12 protein-coding genes are annotated in these 19,880 nt (G+C 64.6%); 10 read left to right on the forward strand and 2 right to left on the reverse strand.

All coding sequences use genetic code 11. The features are described 5' to 3' along the window. Nucleotides 1-2: 2 nt before the first annotated feature. Genes gnd through RX330_RS30275 form a run of 5 tightly spaced genes read left to right on the forward strand, consistent with a single transcriptional unit; the run spans nucleotide 3 to nucleotide 4,641 of the window. Complete coding sequence (gnd, locus tag RX330_RS30255) at nucleotides 3-1,001, forward strand: phosphogluconate dehydrogenase (NAD(+)-dependent, decarboxylating) (RefSeq protein ID WP_317240917.1); 999 nt, start codon at nucleotides 3-5, stop codon at nucleotides 999-1,001. Between the two features lie 26 nt (nucleotides 1,002-1,027). Next, the gene (gene zwf, locus RX330_RS30260; protein ID WP_317240918.1) at nucleotides 1,028-2,539 is read left to right on the forward strand and encodes a glucose-6-phosphate dehydrogenase; all 1,512 of its coding nucleotides are present in this window, start codon (nucleotides 1,028-1,030) and stop codon (nucleotides 2,537-2,539) included. Next, a complete protein-coding gene (pgl, locus tag RX330_RS30265) occupies nucleotides 2,539-3,288 on the forward strand; it encodes a 6-phosphogluconolactonase (protein WP_317244001.1) in 750 nt (249 codons plus the stop codon). Before zwf ends, pgl begins: the two co-directional genes overlap by 1 nt. Further along, a complete protein-coding gene (locus tag RX330_RS30270; protein ID WP_212088718.1) occupies nucleotides 3,275-3,805 on the forward strand; it encodes a gluconokinase in 531 nt (176 codons plus the stop codon). Before pgl ends, RX330_RS30270 begins: the two co-directional genes overlap by 14 nt. A 23-nt stretch (nucleotides 3,806-3,828) precedes the next feature. After that, nucleotides 3,829-4,641 carry an HAD family hydrolase gene (locus tag RX330_RS30275; RefSeq protein WP_317240919.1) on the forward strand — a complete coding sequence of 271 codons (813 nt, stop codon included), beginning with the start codon at nucleotides 3,829-3,831 and terminating at the stop codon, nucleotides 4,639-4,641. A gap of 28 nt (nucleotides 4,642-4,669) precedes the next feature. Here RX330_RS30275 and RX330_RS30280 read toward each other — a convergent pair whose 3' ends face one another. Continuing rightward, nucleotides 4,670-6,469 carry a glycoside hydrolase family 15 protein gene (locus tag RX330_RS30280; protein ID WP_317240920.1) on the reverse strand — a complete coding sequence of 600 codons (1,800 nt, stop codon included), beginning with the start codon at nucleotides 6,467-6,469 and terminating at the stop codon, nucleotides 4,670-4,672. 31 nt (nucleotides 6,470-6,500) lie between these two features. Beyond that, on the reverse strand, nucleotides 6,501-8,462 hold the full coding sequence (malQ, locus tag RX330_RS30285; protein ID WP_212088712.1) for a 4-alpha-glucanotransferase: 1,962 nt from the start codon (nucleotides 8,460-8,462) through the stop codon (nucleotides 6,501-6,503). Nucleotides 8,463-8,667: 205 nt separating this feature from the next. Between malQ and RX330_RS30290 the strand changes: the two genes are divergently transcribed. Genes RX330_RS30290 through treZ form a run of 5 tightly spaced genes read left to right on the forward strand, consistent with a single transcriptional unit; the run spans nucleotide 8,668 to nucleotide 19,880 of the window. Then, a complete protein-coding gene (locus RX330_RS30290; protein ID WP_317240921.1) occupies nucleotides 8,668-10,614 on the forward strand; it encodes a maltotransferase domain-containing protein in 1,947 nt (648 codons plus the stop codon). An 11-nt stretch (nucleotides 10,615-10,625) separates the two neighbouring features. Further along, entirely contained in the window at nucleotides 10,626-13,919 is a 3,294-nt protein-coding gene (treS, locus tag RX330_RS30295) for a maltose alpha-D-glucosyltransferase (protein WP_317240922.1), read from the forward strand. Next, nucleotides 13,912-16,050: a 1,4-alpha-glucan branching protein GlgB gene (glgB, locus tag RX330_RS30300; RefSeq protein ID WP_212088700.1), complete on the forward strand. Its 2,139-nt coding sequence runs from the start codon at nucleotides 13,912-13,914 to the stop codon at nucleotides 16,048-16,050. The genes treS and glgB overlap by 8 nt, the downstream gene beginning before the upstream one ends. A 3-nt stretch (nucleotides 16,051-16,053) precedes the next feature. Then, nucleotides 16,054-18,132, forward strand: coding sequence for a glycogen debranching protein GlgX (gene glgX, locus RX330_RS30305; protein WP_317240923.1), 2,079 nt, complete (start codon nucleotides 16,054-16,056; stop codon nucleotides 18,130-18,132). Then, on the forward strand, nucleotides 18,129-19,880 hold the full coding sequence (gene treZ / locus RX330_RS30310) for a malto-oligosyltrehalose trehalohydrolase (RefSeq protein ID WP_317240924.1): 1,752 nt from the start codon (nucleotides 18,129-18,131) through the stop codon (nucleotides 19,878-19,880). Before glgX ends, treZ begins: the two co-directional genes overlap by 4 nt.

Consider the following 19,880-nt stretch of genomic DNA (forward strand, 5'->3'; position numbering starts at 1 on the left):
AAATGCAACTCGGCATGATCGGCCTCGGCCGAATGGGCGGCAACATCGTTCGCCGCCTGATGCGCCAGGGACATTCGACCGTGGTCTATGACAAGGACGCCAAGGCCGTCGCGGGCCTTGCCGCCGACGGCGCGGTCGGCTCGGCGACGCTCGAGGAATTCATCTCGAAACTCGAACGTCCCCGCACCGCCTGGGTGATGCTGCCTGCGGGGCGCATCACCGAGACCACGATCGAGACGATCGCAGCCGTGATGCAGGCAGGCGACGTCATCATCGATGGCGGCAACACCTTCTGGCAGGACGACGTCCGCCGCGGCAAGGCACTGAAGGCGCGCGGCATCCATTATGTCGACGTCGGCACCTCCGGCGGGGTCTGGGGGCTCGACCGCGGCTATTGCATGATGATCGGCGGCGAGAAGCAGGTGGTCGACCGGCTCGATCCGATCTTCGCCGCGCTTGCGCCCGGCGCCGGCGACATTCCGCGCACGGAGGGACGCGAGGGCCGCGATCCCCGCATCGAGCAGGGCTACATCCATGCCGGCCCCGTCGGCGCCGGCCATTTCGTCAAGATGATCCACAACGGCATCGAATACGGCCTGATGCAGGCCTATGCCGAAGGCTTCGACATTCTCAAGAACGCCAACATCGACGCCTTGCCCGCGGATCATCGCTATGATTTCGATCTCGCCGACATCGCGGAGGTCTGGCGGCGCGGCAGCGTGATCCCGTCCTGGCTGCTCGACCTCACCTCGGCTGCGCTCGCCGACAGCCCGCAGCTCACAGAATATTCCGGCTTCGTCGAGGATTCCGGCGAGGGACGCTGGACCGTGAACGCGGCGATCGACGAGGCCGTGCCGGCCGAGGTCCTCACCGCGGCGCTCTACACACGTTTCCGTTCCCGTCGGGAACACACCTTCGCCGAAAAAATTCTCTCCGCGATGCGCGCAGGGTTCGGCGGCCACAGGGAGCCGAAGCAACCGGGTGCTTCGAAACCCAAATAAGCGTAACAAGCCAAGGCCAATCATTCGTGACAAAAGACCCGCAAGCCAAGCGCAAGCCGGAAAATTGCGCCTTCGTCATCTTTGGCGTGACCGGAGACCTCACCCATCGGCTGGTGATGCCGTCGCTCTACAATCTTGCCGCCGACAACCTGCTGCCGGAAAAATTCTGCGTCGTCGGTGTGGGCCGCAAGGCGCAGTCGGATGACGAGCTGCGCGACAGTCTGATGAAGGGCCTGCGCGAGTTCGCCACCCGCCCCGTCGACGACGTCGTCGCGAAACAGCTCCTGCAATGCGTGACCTTCGTCGAAGCCGATCCGAAGGATCCGCCGTCGTTCGATCGCCTGCGCGAGCACCTGGATTCATTGGAATGCTCCGAAGGGACCGGCGGCAACAGGCTGTTCTATCTCGCCACCCCGCCCGCCGCATTCGCGCCGACCGCGCGCGAGCTTGGCCGCACCGGCCTGACCAGGGAGAACGGCGCCTGGCGGCGCCTCGTGATCGAGAAGCCGTTCGGCACCGACCTCGCCTCGGCGCGCGCGCTCAACGCCGAGCTGCTGAAGATCATGGACGAGCACCAGATCTACCGGATCGATCACTATCTCGGCAAGGAGACGGTGCAGAACATCCTGGTGCTGCGCTTCGCCAACGGCATGTTCGAGCCGATTTGGAATCGCAACCACATCGACCACGTCCAGATCACGGTCGAGGAGAAGCTCGGCGTCGGCCATCGCGGCGGCTTCTACGATGCCACCGGCGCGCTCCGCGACATGGTGCCGAACCATCTGTTCCAGCTCATGTCGCTGGTCGCGATGGAGCCGCCTGCGCGGTTCGACGCGCATTCCGTGCGCTCCGAGAAGGCGGAAGTGCTCACGTCGATCCAGCAGCCGAGCCGCGACGAAGCGCTGAAGAACTCGGTCCGTGCGCAATATCTCGCAGGGCGCGTCGGCGACGAGGAGATCCCGGACTATCGCAAGACCGAGGACGTCACGCCCGGCAGCACCACCGAGACCTTTGTCGCGCTGAAGCTGATGATCGACAATTGGCGCTGGGCCGGCGTTCCCTTCTATTTGCGCACCGGCAAGGCGCTCGGCCACAAGCGCACCGAAGTCGCGATCAAGTTCAAGCAGGCGCCGCTGTCGATGTTCTCAGGCACGACGGTCGACCGCTTGTCGCAGAATTTCCTGACCATCGGCATCGCGCCGACCGAAACCATCGAGCTGCAGTTCAACGCCAAGATTCCGGGGCCGAGCGTGACCATCGATGGTGTCGAGATGAAGTTCCGCTACGGCGACTATTTCCGCGCCGATCCCTCGACCGGCTACGAGACGCTGATCTACGACTGCATGACCGGCGACAACATTCTGTTCCAGCGCGCCGATGGCATCGAGGCGGGATGGCAGGCGGTGCAGCCGTTCCTCGACGCCTGGAAAAGCGCGGGCACCAACGGCATCGAGACCTATGAGGCCGGCAGCGATGGCCCTGCCTGCGCCGACGAGCTGCTCAGGCGCGACGGGCGAAGCTGGCGGAAGTTTTCGTGATGGCAGCGGCGGACCAGCCGAAGCTGATCGTCACGTCCGACGCACAAGCGCTGGCGCAGGCCGCGGCGGAACGGGTGATGGCGCGTATCGCCGCCAATCCTGGCCGCATTGCGATTTGCCTCACCGGCGGCTCCAGCCCGAAGAAGCTGTATCAATTGCTCGGCAGCGATGCCTGGCGCGACAGGATCCCGTGGGAGCGCGTGCATTGGTTCATCGGTGACGAGCGCTTGGTCGACGAGGGCGATCCGCTCAACAACATGTCGGTCGCGCGCGCGAAGTTTCTCGACCGCTATGCGCCTCCCGGCCATGTCCATCCGATCCCGACGATGGTTGAAACTCCCGATCGCAGCGCGGAGGCCTATGCGCGCGAGCTGCGAGCCTTTTACGGCGCCGAGAACCTCGATCCGGCACGGCCGCTGTTCGACCTCGTTCTGATGGGTGTCGGCCCCGACGGCCACACTGCCTCGCTGTTTCCCGGCTTCCCCGAAATCGAGGAGACTGAACGCTGGGTCATCGGAGTGCCCAAGGCCAATGTCGCGCCCTTCGTGCCCCGGGTTTCGCTCACCCTGCCCGCCCTGGCCTCCTGCCGCGAAATGCTGTTCGAGATTGCCGGGCACGACAAGCAGCCGATCTTGACGCGCATGCTCAATGGCGAGACTCTGCCGGCGTTACGCGCGCGCTCGAACGGCGAGACCGTCTGGCTGGTCGATAGGGCCGCGCTTCCGGAGGGCATTTGTGGCGGGCGTTGAAGCACCTTGTGCATTGATCGTGATGGGCGTGTCGGGCTCGGGCAAGAGCACGGTTGCGAAGGCGCTGGGCGAGCGGCTCGGCTGGCGCTTCGAAGACGGCGACAGCTTCCATCCCGCGAGCAATGTCGAGAAGATGCGGGCGGGCCATCCGCTCACCGACGAGGACCGCTGGCCCTGGCTCAACGCCATCGCCGACGAGATCGGGCGGGTCTGCGGAGATGGCGGACACATCATCATCGCCTGCTCGGCGCTGAAGCACACCTATCGTGACGTGCTGCTGCGCGGACGCGACGACGTGCGCTTCGTTTTCCTGAAGGGCACGAAAGAACTGATCGCCGAACGGCTCGCGCAACGCAAAGGCCATTTCATGCCGCCCGAGCTATTGAAGAGCCAGTTCGACACGCTGGAGCCTCCGGAGGCTGGGGAGCACGTCATCACTGTTTCGATCGATGAAACCGTGGAGGCGATCGTGGATGGCATCGTGCGGCAACTGAAACTGGGCCGCGCGAAACGCTGAAACAAGAATAGTTAGGTCCTGCCATGACGCAAATCTCACTGGTCATCTCCGACGTCGACGGCACGCTGCTGACCAAGGACAAGACGCTGACGGAGCGCGCGAGGAGTGCGGTGCAGCGATTGCACCAGGCCGGCATCGGCTTCACCATCACCTCCAGCCGTCCCGCCATCGGCATGCGCTTTTTGATCGAGCCGTTGGCGCTGTGGCTTCCGGTCGGTCCGTTCAACGGCTCCTCGATCGTCGATCCCGAGATGAGGCCGGTCGAGCAGCATCTGATTCCGCCGGGTGCGGCGGAGCGATCCTTGCAGATCCTGCGCGAATTCGGCGCCGACATCTGGCTGTTCACCACCGACAAATGGCTGATCGACAACCCGGACGGCAAGTACGTCGCGCATGAGCAGCACACGATCCGCTCCGATCCGACCATCGTGGCCGACTTCTCGCCTTACCTTGCCAGTGCCTGCAAGATCGTCGGCGCCAGCGCCGATGCAGCCGGCCTTGCGGCGTGCGAGAAGGCGATGCAGGAAGCGCTCGGCGCTGAGGCCACCGCCGTGCGCTCGCAGACCTATTATCTCGACATCACCCCGCCCGGCTTCAACAAGGGCACCTTCGTCAAGGCGATGGCCAAGCGCTTAGGGATTGCCACCGACGCCGTCGCCACCATCGGCGACATGCAGAATGACCTTGCAATGTTCGCCGTCAGCGGCACCTCGATCGCCATGGGCAACGCCGCCGACAACGTCAAGGACCAGGCCACCCACGTCACCGCGACCAACGAGCAGGACGGTTTTGCGGAAGCGATGGAGATGATCCTGAAGCGGAATGGGGTGAGCTAGCTGAAGTGTCACGCGCTCGTCCAAGTCGCTACTTCGACCGCTGCATCGCAGGCTTCTCGCTCTTTTGCCTTGCCGCCGACAGATTATGAGCGGTGTTGATCAGCGCGATGTGGGTCAGCGCCTGCGGGAAATTTCCGGTCTGGCGGCGAGCGACTGAATCGTATTCCTCGGCCAGGAGGCCGACATCGTTGGCAATGCCGGCCACACGGTCGAGCAAGCCTTGCGCCTTGTCGAGATCGCCCGACAGCACATGGGCATCGGCCAGCCACAATGTGCAGGCCAGGAACGCGCCTTCGAGCGGCGGCCGCCCCGCGGGCAATTCGCGCGGATCGTGCCGCAGCACGAAGCCGTCGCGCATCAAGCGTGTCTCCACCGCCGCGATGGTGCCGCGGATGCGCGGATCGTCCGCCGGCAGGAAGCCAACAGAGGGCAGCAGCAACACGCTGGCATCGAGCAGTTTCGAGCCGTAGGATTCGACGAAGGCGTTTTCCTCCGCGTCAAATCCCCTGTTGCAGACGTCACGATGAATGGCCTCTCGCAAGGCGCGCCAGTGCAGCAGCGGCGCCTTGAAGCCGAAGGTCTCCGCGCTCTTGATGCCGCGATCGAAGGCAACCCAGGTCATCACCTTGGAGAAGACGTAGTGCTTCGGCTGCCCGCGCCGCTCCCAGATGCCGTGATCGGGCTGGTCCCACACTTCGGCGAGATGATCGAGCACGGCGCATTCCAGCGCCCAGGTCTCCTCGTCGAGCTGGAGCTTGGCCATGCGCGACTGGTGGAAGGCGTCGATCAACTCGCCGTAGACGTCGAGCTGAAGCTGCGCGTGCGCGGCATTGCCGACGCGCACCGGACGGGCGCCCTCATAGCCATCGAGCCAGCCTGCCTCCCATTCCAGGAGCCGCCGCTGGCCCCAGATGCCGTACATGATCTGCATGTTCGCCGGCGAGCCGGCGGCCGCGCGCAACAGCCAATTGTGCCAGGCCGACGCTTCCTCGGTGTAGCCCGAGTTCATCAGCGCCAGCAGCGTGAAGGTGGCATCGCGCAGCCAGCAGAAGCGATAATCCCAATTCCTGCTGCCCCCGAGCTTCTCCGGCAATGAGGTGGTGGGGGCTGCGACGATGCCGCCGGTCGGGTTGAAAGTCAGCGCTTTCAGCGTGATCAGCGAGCGCATGATCAGGTCGCGATAGTCGCCGTCGCGGGTGCAATGGCCGCACCAATCCTTCCAGAACTCCTCGGTGTCCCCAAGCGCGGTCTCCGGATCGATCGGCGCGGGCGGGTCGAGATGCGAGGGGCCGTAAGTCAGCACGAACGGCACGGTCTCGCCGGCCTTCGCCTCGAAGTCGGAGACCGTGGTCAGGTCCTCGCCGCGGGTTTTCACCGGCGTGCGCAGCACGGTCATGTCCTGGCCGGCGATCGCCATCAGGGAATGATCGATCCGCCGCACCCAGGGAATGTCCGCGCCGAAACCGAAGCGGATGACGAGCTCCATCCGCATCTTCACCGTGCCCTCGAGGCCGCGCACCAGCCGCACGATATCGGACGCCTTGCCGCGCGGCGGCATGAAGTCGATCAGCGCAATGGTGCCGCTCTTCGTTTCGAAGCGCGTCTCGAGGATGAGGGTGTCGCCGAGATAGCGACGCGAAATCCTCACGATTTCGTCGCTCGGTGCGATCAGCCAGCGGCCGTTCTTGTGGTTGCCGAGGATGGCAGCGAAGCAGGCGTCGGAATCAAAGGCCGGCCAGCACAGCCAGTCGATCGAGCCGTTGCGCCCGACCAGCGCCGCGGTCTCGCAATCACCGATCAGCGCATAGTCCTCGATCTTCTGTGACAATGTCGTGCGAGCCTGAGAAGTCCCCTTCCGATCAACTACCGCCGTTCAATGAACGTTCCCGGGTTGCCGCTCGCAAGGCCGTGAGGTCGACCTTGGAGGCGATCTTGTCGAGCGCGACGGGAAGGCGCTGGCGCCAGTTCGGATGTTCGTCGATCGTGCCGGGAATGTTGGGCTGGTCGATCACGCCGAGCAGATCCTCCATCGACACCGCGAGCAGCCGCGACGGAGTGCGCGACAGGAACGCCAGCACCGAATAGAGGTCATTGGCCTTGATGCCGTTCTGGCGCAGGATCTCGTCGAGCCTGCCGAGCGCGTCCCAGCGCGCCTGGTCGTTCTCGCCGGGATCGAGCCCGAGCGAGCGCTTCATCTTGAGATCGCTGAAGGAGCGCCAGCCGGCATAGGTCGACAGGTCATGTGTGTTCAGCGTGACCAGCGCATTGGGCCGGTAATGGTCGACGTTGCGGAAATGGCCGGCATCGTCGCGCTCGAACATCATGACGAGATAGGACCAGATGCCGAAATCCTGCATCATCTCGCGAAAACCTTCCGGCACGGTGCCGAGGTCCTCGCCGATCACGATGCATTTGTGGGCCGCGCTCTCGCGCGCCACGGCTCCGAGCAGCGCCTCGAACGGCATCTGCACATAGGCGCCGTTGTCAGGCTTGAAGCCGCGCGGCACCAGATAAAGCCGCTTCAGGCCGAGTACGTGGTCGAGCCTGATGGCGCCGGCATGGCGCATCGAAGCCGCGAGCATGTCGGCGAACGGCACGAAGGATTGCGCTTCGAGGCCGCCGGCGTTGAAGCCGGCAAGGCCCCAGTCCTGGCCGACGGTGTTGAGCACGTCGGGCGGCGCGCCGACGGCGAGATGACGCGAGATCGCCATCTGCTCGTTCCAGGCATCGAATCCGTTGGACTGCACGCCGACGGCAACGTCGAGATAGAGCCCGACGCGCATGCCGAGCTGGCTGGCGAGCTCCTTGGCCGCATGCAACTGGCTGTCGGCCGTCCATTGCACGAACTCGACGAACTCGACCTCGCGCTTGTCAGGGCCGTTGCGCAGCCCTGCGCATTTGGCCTCGTCCGGCTGCTGCCATTCCACCGGCCATTCCCACCACGGCGCGGCGAAGCGATGGCGCAGCACCTCGAAGCAGGCAAAGCGCGACAACAGCGGTGCGCGGGCAGCACGGAAGGCGTCGAACGCCTTGCGGCGCGCTTCGCTCGCGCTCGTCACAAAGCTGCTAAAGGCGGCGCGCAGGGCCAGCCATTTCAGCGCCGCCATGTCGGCATAGGGCACGCGATCGCCTTCACGCAGACGGGCGGCGGTTGCGGCCGCGTCGGGAACGAGGTCCGCGGAGAATTCGGGGATGGCCTCGACATCGATATAGAGCGGATTGAGGAACAGCCGGCTGTTCGGCGAATAGGGGCTGCAATCGGCCGGCTGGTCGTCGAACAGGACGTGCAGCGGATTGAGCCCGACGCCGTCGGCCCCGAGCTGCTTGGCGAGCCGCACCAGATCGGCAAGGTCGGTGAAATCGCCGATGCCCCAATTGCGGTCCGAGCGGACGCTGTAGAGCTGCACGGCGAGCAGCCAGCCCCGGTCGAAATCGCCGCCGAAGGCCCGCTCGGGCGCCACGATCATCGGCACCTCTTCCGTCACACCTTCGGCATCGGTCAGTGTCAATCGGTGATAGCCGAGCGGCAGGCCGGCGGGCCAGGCGATCACGGGCTCGCGGGTCTCGCCTTGAGCGATCGATTTGCCGTTGGCGGCCAATGTCCATTTCAGGGGCGGCGCGCCAATGGCCGCCAATTCGGTGCGCGGGTGTCCGAGCGCGCGAACCACGACCGGCCCGCTGACGAAACGGTAAACCCGCTTCTCCGGCAGGGCATCGAGGATCGATTTAAGGGCCACGGGGTCTGTGACCCGCAGCTTCCCCAAGGCATCGACGAATTCGGATTGAACGCCCTTGATCCGGGCTTGAGCTAAAAGATCCATTCGGCACGCAGCTTGCAGGCCACCCGGTTGCCGGGGGCATCCATTTTAACGAGGCAGCGGAAGACGTTAGTCTGGGGCAACTCACAGACCCTGCCTGCCGTTCCCAGGGGGAACTAATGACACACAAGCGGCTTTCTATATAGGTATCAAGCGTAGGTTCCCGACAAGGGAAACGGGCTCCTGCTTTCTTGTCAATGGCATCACCGTGAACAAGACAATTCAAACTGTCGAAAGTGCCGCAGCCGGCAGCGCTTTCCTCATCGAAGACGTCTATCCCGCGATCGATGGCGGCCGCTTCGCCGTGAAGCGGATCGCGGGCGAACGGGTCGAGGTGTGGGCCGATGTTTACCGCGATGGCGAGGCCGTGGTCAGCGCCGCGCTGCTCTGGCGTCCTGAGCAGGACCGGGACTGGCGGCGCGAGCCGATGATCCATCATGGCAATGACCGCTGGTCCGGTGCGTTCACGCCAGCCGAGCCCGGCCACTACGTCTATGCGGTCGAGGCCTGGACCGACGAGTTCGCCACCTGGTCCCATGGGGTCGTGCGCAAGCAGCGAACCGGCGCCGATGTCAGCCTCGATGCCATCGAGGGTGCCGGGCTCCTGACCAAGGCGCACGGCGCGCCGCAGGCCGCAGCAGAGATCATCGTCAGGCAATGCGAGGATTATCTTCAAACCGGCGACGTCACCTCGCTGCTTGCGACCGAGCTCGGCGATGCCATGGCCGAGAGCCAGTCCCGGCCCGACCTCACCCGCTCACAGCCCTTCCTGCTGAGCGTCGACCGCGACAGGGCGCGGCTTGGCGCCTGGTATCAGATGATGCCGCGCAGCCAGAGCCGGATCCCCGGCCGGCACGGCACGCTCCGCGACTGCATCGCCCGCGTGCCCGATATCGCGGCGATGGGTTTTGACGTGCTCTATTTCACGCCGATCCACCCGATCGGCCGTCACCGCCGCAAGGGTCGCAACAATGCGCCGGTGGCGACCGAAGGCGAACCCGGCTCGCCCTATGCCATCGGAGCCGCCGAGGGCGGCCACGATGCATTGCATCCCGAGCTCGGCACCATCGAGGATTTTCGCGCGCTGGTCGCAACCTGCCTGGAATACGGCGTTGAGCTGGCGCTCGATTTCGCCGTGCAATGCTCGCCGGACCATCCTTGGCTGACGCAGCATCCGGAATGGTTCAAATGGCGGCCGGACCGCTCGGTGCGGACGGCGGATGGACCCTATTCCGACATCGTGATCCCGGATTTCGCCTCGGTCGACCGCGTCGGCCTGTGGAACGCCTTTCGCGATGCCATGCTGTTCTGGATCGACCATGGCGTCACCATCTTCGCCATCGACAACCACGACACTGCGCCGATTGCGTTCTGGGACTGGCTGATCCGCGACATCCGCCGCCGGCATCCCGAGGTGATCCTGTTCTCCAAGACCTTTGCGCGGCCGAAGCTGATGAAGGGCCTCGCCAAGCTCGGCTTTGCGCAGTCCTTTACCTATTTCCCCTGGCGCACCTCGCGCTGGGAGCTGGAGCAATATCTCGGCGAGCTGACGCGCTATCCCGAACGCGACTTCTACCGCCCAAACTTGTTCGTCAACACGCCCGATTTGCTGCCCTATCATCTCCAGGGCGGAGAAGCCTGGGCGTTCAAGTCACGCGTCGCGCTGGCGGCGAGCTTGTCGGGCAGCTACGGCGTTTACAGCGGGTTCGAGCTGCTCGAACACGAGGCGATCCCCGGCCGCGAGGAATATCTCGATTCCGAGAAATACCAGATCAAGCAGCGCGACTGGGACAAGCCAGGCAACATCAAGGACTACATTGCAGCACTCAATCGCATCCGCAACGACAACGCCGCGCTTCAGCAGACCGCGAACTTGCGCTTTCTCGGCATCGACGACGGCGAGACGATCGCCTTCGTCAAGGAGGCGGCCGAGCCCGCCAACACGGTCGTGATCGTGATCGCGCTCTCAGGCCACGCGCGCGAATGCTGGCTGCCGCTCGGCGACGTCACGGTTGACGCCGGCGGGCAGCGACACCATGTGACGACACTCGAAAACCTCCTCACCGGCGAACGGTCCCGCATCGAGTGGGGCGGGATCAGGTTGCACATCGATCCCGACCGCGATCCGGCGCATCTGTTCCGCTGCCTGGCGTAAGGGGCCACGCCATGAATGTTCTATCTTCCGTCGACACCAAGAAGGCCGAGTCTGCCGAGGTCGTGGATGAGCTCTGGTACAAGGACGCCATCATCTACCAGCTCCACGTCAAGGCCTTCGCCGACAGCAACAATGACGGCATCGGCGACTTCGCAGGATTGACCGAGAAGCTGCCCTATCTGCAGGAGCTCGGCGTCACCGCGCTGTGGCTGTTGCCGTTCTACCCCTCGCCCGGCCGCGACGACGGCTACGACATCGCCGATTACGGCTCGGTCAATCCCGATTTCGGGACGATGAAGGACTTCAAGCGCTTCATCCAGGAAGCGCAGAAGCGCGGCTTGCGCGTCATCACAGAGCTCGTCGTCAACCACACCTCGGACCAACACAAATGGTTCAAGCGCGCGCGCCGCAGCCATCCCGGCTCGAGCGCCCGCAACTGGTATGTCTGGAGCGACACCGACCAGAAATACCAGGGCACGCGCATCATCTTCACCGACACCGAGAAGTCGAACTGGACCTGGGATCACGAGGCCGGGGCGTTCTACTGGCACCGGTTCTTCTCGCACCAGCCGGACCTCAATTTCGACAATCCGCGCGTCGTCAGCGCGCTGATCCAGGTGATGAAGCGCTGGCTCGATGCCGGCGTGGACGGCTTCCGCCTGGACGCGATTCCCTATCTGTGCGAACGCGACGGCACCAACAACGAGAATCTCCCCGAGACGCACGCCATCATCAAGCGTCTGCGCCACGAGCTGGACTCCTACTCCAAGGGCAAGCTGCTGCTCGCCGAGGCCAATCAATGGCCCGAGGACGTGCAGGAATATTTCGGGCGTGGCGACGAGTGCCACATGGCCTATCATTTCCCGCTGATGCCGCGCATCTACATGGCGATCGCCCAGGAGGACCGCTTCCCGATCACGGACATCCTGCGCCAGACGCCGGACATTCCGGCGAGCTGCCAATGGGCGCTATTCCTGCGCAATCATGACGAGCTGACGCTGGAGATGGTCACCGACGTCGAGCGCGACTATCTCTGGACCACCTACGCCAACGACCCCCGCGCCCGCATCAATGTCGGCATCCGCCGGCGCCTCGCGCCACTGATGGACAACGATCGCCGCAAGATCGAGTTGATGAACTCGCTGCTGCTGTCCTTCCCCGGCACGCCGATCATCTATTACGGCGACGAGATCGGGATGGGCGACAACATCTATCTCGGCGACCGCAACGGCGTGCGCACGCCGATGCAGTGGAGTCCGGACCGCAATGGCGGCTTCTCCCGCTGCGACCCGGCCCGCCTCTACGCGCCGCTGATCATGGACCCGGTCTACGGCTACGAGTCGGTGAACGTGGAGGCGCAGTCGCGCAGCCTGTCCTCGTTGCTCAGCGCCACCAAGCGGCTGATCTCGGTGCGCAAGTCGACGCTCGCCTTCGGCCGCGGCACCATGACCTTCATCCGCCCGGCCAACCGCGCCGTGCTGGCCTATGTCCGCCAGTATCACGACGAGGTGATCCTGTGCGTCGCCAATCTGTCGCGTGCCGCGCAGGCGACCGAGCTCGACCTGTCGCCGTGGAAGGACCGCATCCCGCAGGAGATGCTCGGCCGCACCCGCTTCCCCGCGATCGGCGAGCTGCCTTACATGATCACGCTGGGGCCCTACGGCTTCTACTGGTTCCAGCTCCAGGAGCGCGACAAGTCCGAGCCGGTGACGCCGCGCGCGGTGCCGGAGTTCGAGACGCTGGTGGTGCCGGTGAATTCCAACTGGGTATCGCTCGCCCGCGAGCGCGGCGTGTTCGAGCGCGACGTGCTGCCGGGCTTTTTGTCACGGACACGGTGGTATCCCGAGCACAATCCCAAGCAGATCAAGACCACGCTGACCTCGGCCGTGCCGTTCTGCGACATCGGCGACAACAGGCCCTGGATCGCGTTCTTTGAGAGGACGGACCAGGACGTCGCACGTCGTTACGTGCTCCCGATGCAGATCGAGTGGGTGCGCTTCGATCGGGAGCGCTTCAACCCCAAGGCGCTCGCTGCCGTGCGCCAGGGTGCACGCGAAGGCACGTTGCTCGACGTCGCGACCGACCAGATCTTCATCGGCCTGTTCCTGCGCAACCTGTCGCAGAACCTGGTGGTTGAGGAGAACAATCTGCGGCTCGAGTTCAAGGCCACCAGCCGGTTCGCCGACTACACCATCAAGGAGCCCGAACGCATCCGCGCGATCGAGCAGTCGAACAGCACTGCGCTGGTCGACAACCAGTACGTCGCCAAGCTCTATCGTCAGCTCGAGAGCGGCATCAATCCCGAGATCGAGATCGGCCATTATCTGACGGAGGTCGCGCGCTTTGCCAATACGCCGGCGCTGCTCGGCAGCGTCGAGCTGGTCGAGGGCGATCAGCGCAGCGCGCTGGGCGTGCTGCATGCCTATGTCGAGAACCAGGGGGACGGCTGGACCGTGACTACGGGTTATCTCGATCGCTATATCGACGAGCAGCGCGTGTTGTCGGCGGGCGAAGCACCCCGCGAGACGCAGGAGCAGGCGCCCTATCTGCATTTCATCGCGCAGATCGGTAGGCGGCTCGCCGAGATGCACGTCGCCCTGGCCGCGGCGAAGACGAAGGATCTCGCTCCGGAGCCGGTCGGCCCTGCGCACGTCAAACGATGTGTGTCCGACCTCAAGGCGCGGGCCGAACGGGTTTTCGAGCGGCTGGCGGACATCCGCGACGGCTTGCGGGAGGCGGACCGGCCGCTGATCGACCGGCTCGCCGCAGTGCGCACGACCCTGCCCGACCACCTCGATGCGCTATTGCCTTCCGGGATCGGCGGGCTGAACATCCGTCATCATGGCGACTTCCGCCTCGGGCAAACTCTGATCGTGAAGGACGATATCTTCATCATCGACTTCGACGGCGACCCGCGCCAGCCGCTGGCCGATAAGCGGCGCAAGCTGCCCGCCGCGCGCGACGTTGCCGGCCTGATCCGTTCGATCGATGTTTCGGTCAACGCAGCGCTGAGCCGCGCGCTCACGGGAGCCTCCGACGAGCAAGGCCGGCTCACGGCCGCGCTCGACGAATGGCGCGAGCGCGCCGCCGCAACCTTCCTGTCCGCTTATCGCGACGCCATGACCGACCGGCGGCTTTGGCCGGAAGATCCGCAATCCGCGGAAGGCCTGTTGAGGTTCTTTTTGCTTGATCATGCGTTCAATGAAGTAGAGTACGAGCTGTCCCACCGGCCTGAGGGGCTCCATGCGCCGCTGACCGGACTGCTTCGCATTCTGTCCAGCACCGAGAGCGAAGCCCATGCCTAAACTGCCTGCCGAGGCCTACGCGATCATCGAGGGCCGCCACTCCGACCCCTTCCACTATCTCGGGCTGCACCCCGAAGGCGGCAAGAGCGTGGTCCGCGCGTTTCTGCCCGAAGCCTCCAATGTCGAGGCGGTCGGTGAACATGGTGAAGTCGCCTCGCTCGACCGCGTGCACGATGCCGGGCTGTTCGTCGGCGCCCTGCCCAACGGCTCCAAGCACTATCAGCTCCGCGCAAAATTCGGCGGCAACGTCGTCGAGTTCGAGGACGCCTATCGCTTTCCGCCGATCCTGACCGATTTCGACCTTTACCTGCTCGGCGAAGGCACCCACCAGCGCCTCTATGACAAGCTCGGCGCTCACCCGATGCGGCACGAAGGCGTCGATGGCATCGGCTTCGTCGTGCTGGCGCCGAATGCGCGGCGCGTGTCCGTGGTCGGCGATTTCAATTTCTGGGACGGGCGGCGCCATCCCATGCGGGTGCGCGGCGCCGGCTATTGGGAATTGTTCATCCCGCATGCCAAGGCCGGCGATCACTACAAGTTCGAGATCATCGGGCCGCATGGCCATCTGCTGCCGTTGAAGTCGGACCCCATGGCGTTCGCCAGTGAAATGCGGCCGAAGACGGCCTCCATCGTGTTCGACGAGGCGCATCTGCCGCGGCCGCGCCCGGCACCCGACGGCATCAACGCGCTGTCAGCGCCGATGTCGATCTACGAGGTTCATCTCGGCTCATGGCGCCGCAAGAACGGCGAGGAATGGCTGACCTATCGCGAACTGGCCGAGCAGCTGCCGGCCTATGCCCGCGACATGGGTTTTACCCATCTCGAATTCCTGCCCGTGAGCGAGCATCCGTTCGACGGCTCCTGGGGCTATCAGCCGACCGGCCTCTATGCGCCGACCAGCCGCTTCGGCACGCCGGAAGATTTTGCCGCCCTGGTCGATGCCTGCCACCGCGAAGGCGTCGGCGTGTTGCTCGACTGGGTACCCGGGCACTTCCCGGACGATCCGCACGGGCTCGGCAGTTTCGACGGCACCGCGCTGTATGAGCACGCCAACCCGCTTCAGGGCCGTCACCTCGACTGGGGCACGCTGATCTACAATTACGGCCGCACCGAAGTGACGAACTTCCTGGTGTCGAACGCCCTGTTCTGGCTTGAGCGCTACGCCATCGACGGGCTGCGCGTCGATGCGGTGGCATCCATGCTCTATCTCGACTACAGCCGCCCGCCGGGCGCGTGGGTTCCAAACCAGTATGGCGGCCGCGAGAACATCGAGGCCATCAACTTCCTGCGCCGCTTCAACACCGAACTGTTCGCCCGCTTCCCGCAGGCCACCACGGCTGCGGAAGAATCCACCGCCTGGCCGCAGGTCTCGCGCCCCGTCGAATTTGGCGGGCTCGGCTTCGGCTACAAGTGGAACATGGGCTGGATGCACGATACGCTGAACTACATCAGCAAGGATCCGATCCACCGCAAGCACCATCACGGCGACATCCTGTTCGGCCTGCACTACGCCTTCTCGGAAAACTTCATCCTGCCGCTCTCGCACGACGAAGTCGTGCACGGCAAGCGCTCGATCCTCGGCCGCATGCCCGGCGACGAATGGCAGCGCTTTGCGAACTTGCGCGCCTATTACAGCTTCATGTTCGGCCATCCCGGCAAGAAGCTGTTGTTCATGGGCGCCGAAATCGCACAGAGCCGCGAATGGAATCACGACCAGTCGCTCGACTGGCACTTGCTCGAGTACAAATACCATTCCGGCATCCAGGCACTGATCCGCGACCTCAACCGGCTCTACCGCGCGGTGCCGGCGCTGCATCAGATGGACTGCGACCAGGCCGGTTTCGAATGGCTGATCACGGACGATGCCAATCGCAACGTATTCGCCTGGCTGCGCAAGGGATTTGACGAGCACGCCCGATGCATGGTGATCGTCAACTTCTCGCCGAACGTCTACCAGAACTATCGGGTCCGCGTTCCCTTTGGCGGCAAGTGGAAGGAAGTGCTCAACTCGGATTCCGCCCATTATGGCGGCAGCAATGTCGGGAACATCGGCGAAGTCCATGCCGAGGGCGGCGAAATCCGCCTCACCATTCCACCGCTCGCCGCGATCTTCCTCGTTCCGGAAAGCTGACACATGCGCCTGACTGCTGGATCGCCCGCACGCCTCGGCGCAAGCTGGGACGGACGCGGCACCAATTTCGCGCTGTTCTCCGCCAACGCACAGAAGGTCGAGCTCTGCCTGTTCGACACCCAGGGCCGCCGCGAGCTCGAGCGCATCGAACTGCCGGAAAAAACCGAGGACGTCTGGCATGGCTATCTCAACGACGTCTCGCCCGGTCAGCTCTACGGCTATCGCGTTCACGGCCCCTATGAGCCCGAGCACGGCCATCGCTTCAACGCCAACAAGCTGCTGCTCGACCCCTATGCCAAGCGGCTCTCGGGACGGCTGGTCTGGAGCGATGCGCATTTTGCGTACCGCACCGGGAGCCCGCGAGAGGATCTCTCCTTCGACCGCCGCGACAACGCGCGCGGCATGCCCAAGGCCGTCGTGGTCGACGAGACCTTCAACTGGGGCCGCCGCGAGATCCGTCCCAACATTCCCTGGGAAGACACCGTCATCTACGAGGCTCACGTCAAGGGTCTGACGCAGAAGCGCGACGACGTGCCGCCGAACCTGCGAGGCACCTATGGCGGCCTGTCCTCGCCGGCGATGATCGAGCACCTGAAGAAGCTCGGCGTCACCACGGTCGAGTTGCTGCCGGTGCACAGCTTCGTCGACGACCGCATTCTGGTGGAGAAGAAGCTCGTCAATTACTGGGGCTACAACACGCTGTCTTTCTTCGCGCCCGAGCCGCGCTATGCCCAGGACAACGCGCTCGACTCCTTCCGCACCACGGTGGCGCGCCTGCACGATGCCGGCATCGAGGTGATGCTCGACGTCGTCTACAATCACACAGCCGAGGGCAATCACCTCGGCCCGACGCTATGCTACCGCGGCATCGACAACGCCTCCTATTACTGGCTGAACCGCCAAAACCCGCGCTATTACGACGACTTCACCGGCTGCGGCTCGTCGGTGAACCTCACCCATCCGCGCGTGCTGCAGATGGTGATGGACTCGCTGCGATACTGGGTCGAGGTCTGCCATGTCGACGGCTTCCGCTTCGACCTCGCCACCACGCTCGCGCGGGGCCCGAACGGCTTTGATCGCGGCATCTCATTCCTGACCGCGATCCGGCAGGATCCGGTGCTGGCGACCGTCAAGCTCGTCGCCGAGCCCTGGGACCTCGGCCTCGGCGGTTACCAGGTCGGCGCATTTCCCTCGCAATGGTCGGAATGGAACGATCGCTATCGCAGCGCCATGCGCCGCTACTGGAGCGGCGAAGGCAGCCTGATCGGTGACATTTCCAGCCGCATGACAGCGTCCTCCGACTTGTTCAACCATGACGGACGGCGGCCGCGCGCAAGCATCAACCACATCACCGTCCACGACGGCTTCACGCTCGCCGACCTCTTCAGCTACAACGAGAAGCATAACGCGGCCAACGGCGAGGACAATCGCGACGGCTCCAACGACAACCACAGCAACAATTGCGGTGTCGAGGGCCCGACCGACGATCCTGAAATCATCGGCCTGCGCCGCCAGCTTCGCAAGAACGTGCTCGCCTGTCTGATGCTTGCGCAGGGCGTTCCACTGATCCTCGCCGGCGACGAGGTCGGCAACTCGCAATCCGGCAACAACAACGCCTATTGCCAGGACAACGAGATCGGCTGGGTCGGCTGGGACAATCTCGGCAAGGAGGGCGACGACATGGTCGATTTCGTCGCTCATCTTGCCCAGATCCGCCGCCGGTTCTCGCAGCTTCGCAGCCATCGCTGGCTCGACGGGCGGCCGGCGGACGGCCTCTCCTACGGCGCGCTGTGGTTGACGCCCGCCGGCGACGAGATGACAGAGAACGACTGGAAATTCCCGGAAGGCAGGTTTCTCTCCTATGTGATGGGACCGATGGAACCCGGTAGCGCCGCGATCTTTATCGTACTGAACGCCGCCCCCGAAGAGATCACATTCAAATTGCCCAAAATGACCGAATACAAAAGCTGGCAGCAGATCCTGAACACGACGGATGCCAAGCTGAACACGATCGACTTCCCGCCCGGAAGCGACAGCAAGGCGCCGCCACGCTCCGTGCTCGCCTTCGCGGGGGCGCTATGAGACCATCCTTCGGGGCGAAGCCGACGAAGGACGGCGTGTCGTTCCGGCTGTGGGCGCCCGCCGCGCGCCGCGTCGACCTTCTGCTCGACCGAAGGCACGCGATGCAGCGCCGCCAGGATGGCTGGTATGTCGCCGATATTGCCGGCCTTCCCGTGGGCAGTCGTTACGCGTTCAGGATCAACGACGAACTCGACGTGCCCGATCCGGCTTCGGCTTTTCAGCCCGAGGATGTGTTCGGCCCGAGCGAGGTGATCGATCACGATGCCTTTTCATGGCGTGCGCGGGACTGGCGCGGTCGCCCGTGGGAAGAAACGGTGCTGATCGAGACCCATGTCGGCACCTTCACGCCTGCAGGTTCTTACCGCGCCATGATCGATAAGCTCGATCATCTCGCGGCAACCGGCATCACCGCGCTGGAGCTGATGCCGCTGGCCGATTTCGCAGGACGCCGCGGCTGGGGCTATGACGGCGTGCTGTGGTATGCGCCCGACAGCGCCTACGGCCGCCCCGAAGACCTGAAGACGCTGATCGACGAGGCGCATCTGCGCGGGCTGATGGTGTTCCTCGACGTCGTCTACAATCATTTCGGCCCCGAAGGGAATTATCTCGGCCGCTATGCGCCGGCCTTCTTCACCGACGCGCACACGCCGTGGGGCAGCGCGATCGACTATCGCGTGCCGCAGGTGCGCGCGTTCGCGGTCGAGAACGCGCTGTCCTGGCTCGGCGACTACCGTTTCGACGGCCTGAGGCTGGATGCCGCAAACCACATCATGGCGATCCCCGGCGAGCAGTCGATGCTGCAGGACCTCAGCGTCGCCGCCGGCGAGCTCGCCAAGGCGACGGGGCGGCAGATCCATCTCGTGCTGGAGAACGGCGACAATCGCGCCAGCCTGCTCGACGCCGCGCAGAATCCACCAAACGGAAAATATCGCGCGCAGTGGAACGACGACTATCACCACGTCTGGCACGTGATGCTCACGGGCGAGCTCGCCGGCTACTACGCGGATTATCAAACGCCGCGCCTCGATCTGGCGCGCGCGCTGGCGTCCGGCTTCGTCTATCAGGGCGAGGTCTCGGAGTTCTGGGGCAAGAAGCCGCGCGGTGAGCCGAGCGGCGAGCTGCCGCCGGCGACCTTCGTCAACTTCCTGCAGAACCACGATCAGATCGGCAACCGTCCGCTCGGCGATCGGCTCGAAAGCCTGGCATCGCCCCAGCAGATCGAAGCCGCGCTCGCGGTGACCCTGCTCGCGCCGATGGTGCCGATGCTGTTTCAGGGCGAGGAATGGGGCTCGACGGTGCCCTTCCCGTTCTTCTGCGATTTCCAGGGCGGACTGGCCGACGCCGTCCGCAAGGGTCGCAAGCAGGAATATGCCTGGGCCTACGAGAAATACGGCGAGGAGGTGCCCGACCCGCTCGATCCGGCCACGCTGCAATCCGCCATGCTCGACTGGACCGGCCGCACTGCGGGGCAGGACGCACGGCTCACCCTGGTGCGGCAACTGCTCGCGGTTCGCCGCAAGGAGATCATGCCACGACTGAAGGGAGCGGCTTTCGGCGAGGCCAATGCTGCCGACAACGGCCTGCTCACCGCGCATTGGCGCATGGGGGACGGCTTGACTTTGGGCCTGACCGCCAATCTGTCGGACCAGGAGATCACGTCCGATGTCAGCGCCGGCAGGCCGATCTGGGGCGGTGAAGCCGGCGAGCGGCTTCCGCCCTGGTCGGTGGTCTGGCGCCTCGGAGGTTGA

The sequence above is a fragment of the Bradyrhizobium sp. NDS-1 genome (assembly GCF_032918005.1).
GTDB lineage: Bacteria > Pseudomonadota > Alphaproteobacteria > Rhizobiales > Xanthobacteraceae > Bradyrhizobium > Bradyrhizobium tunisiense.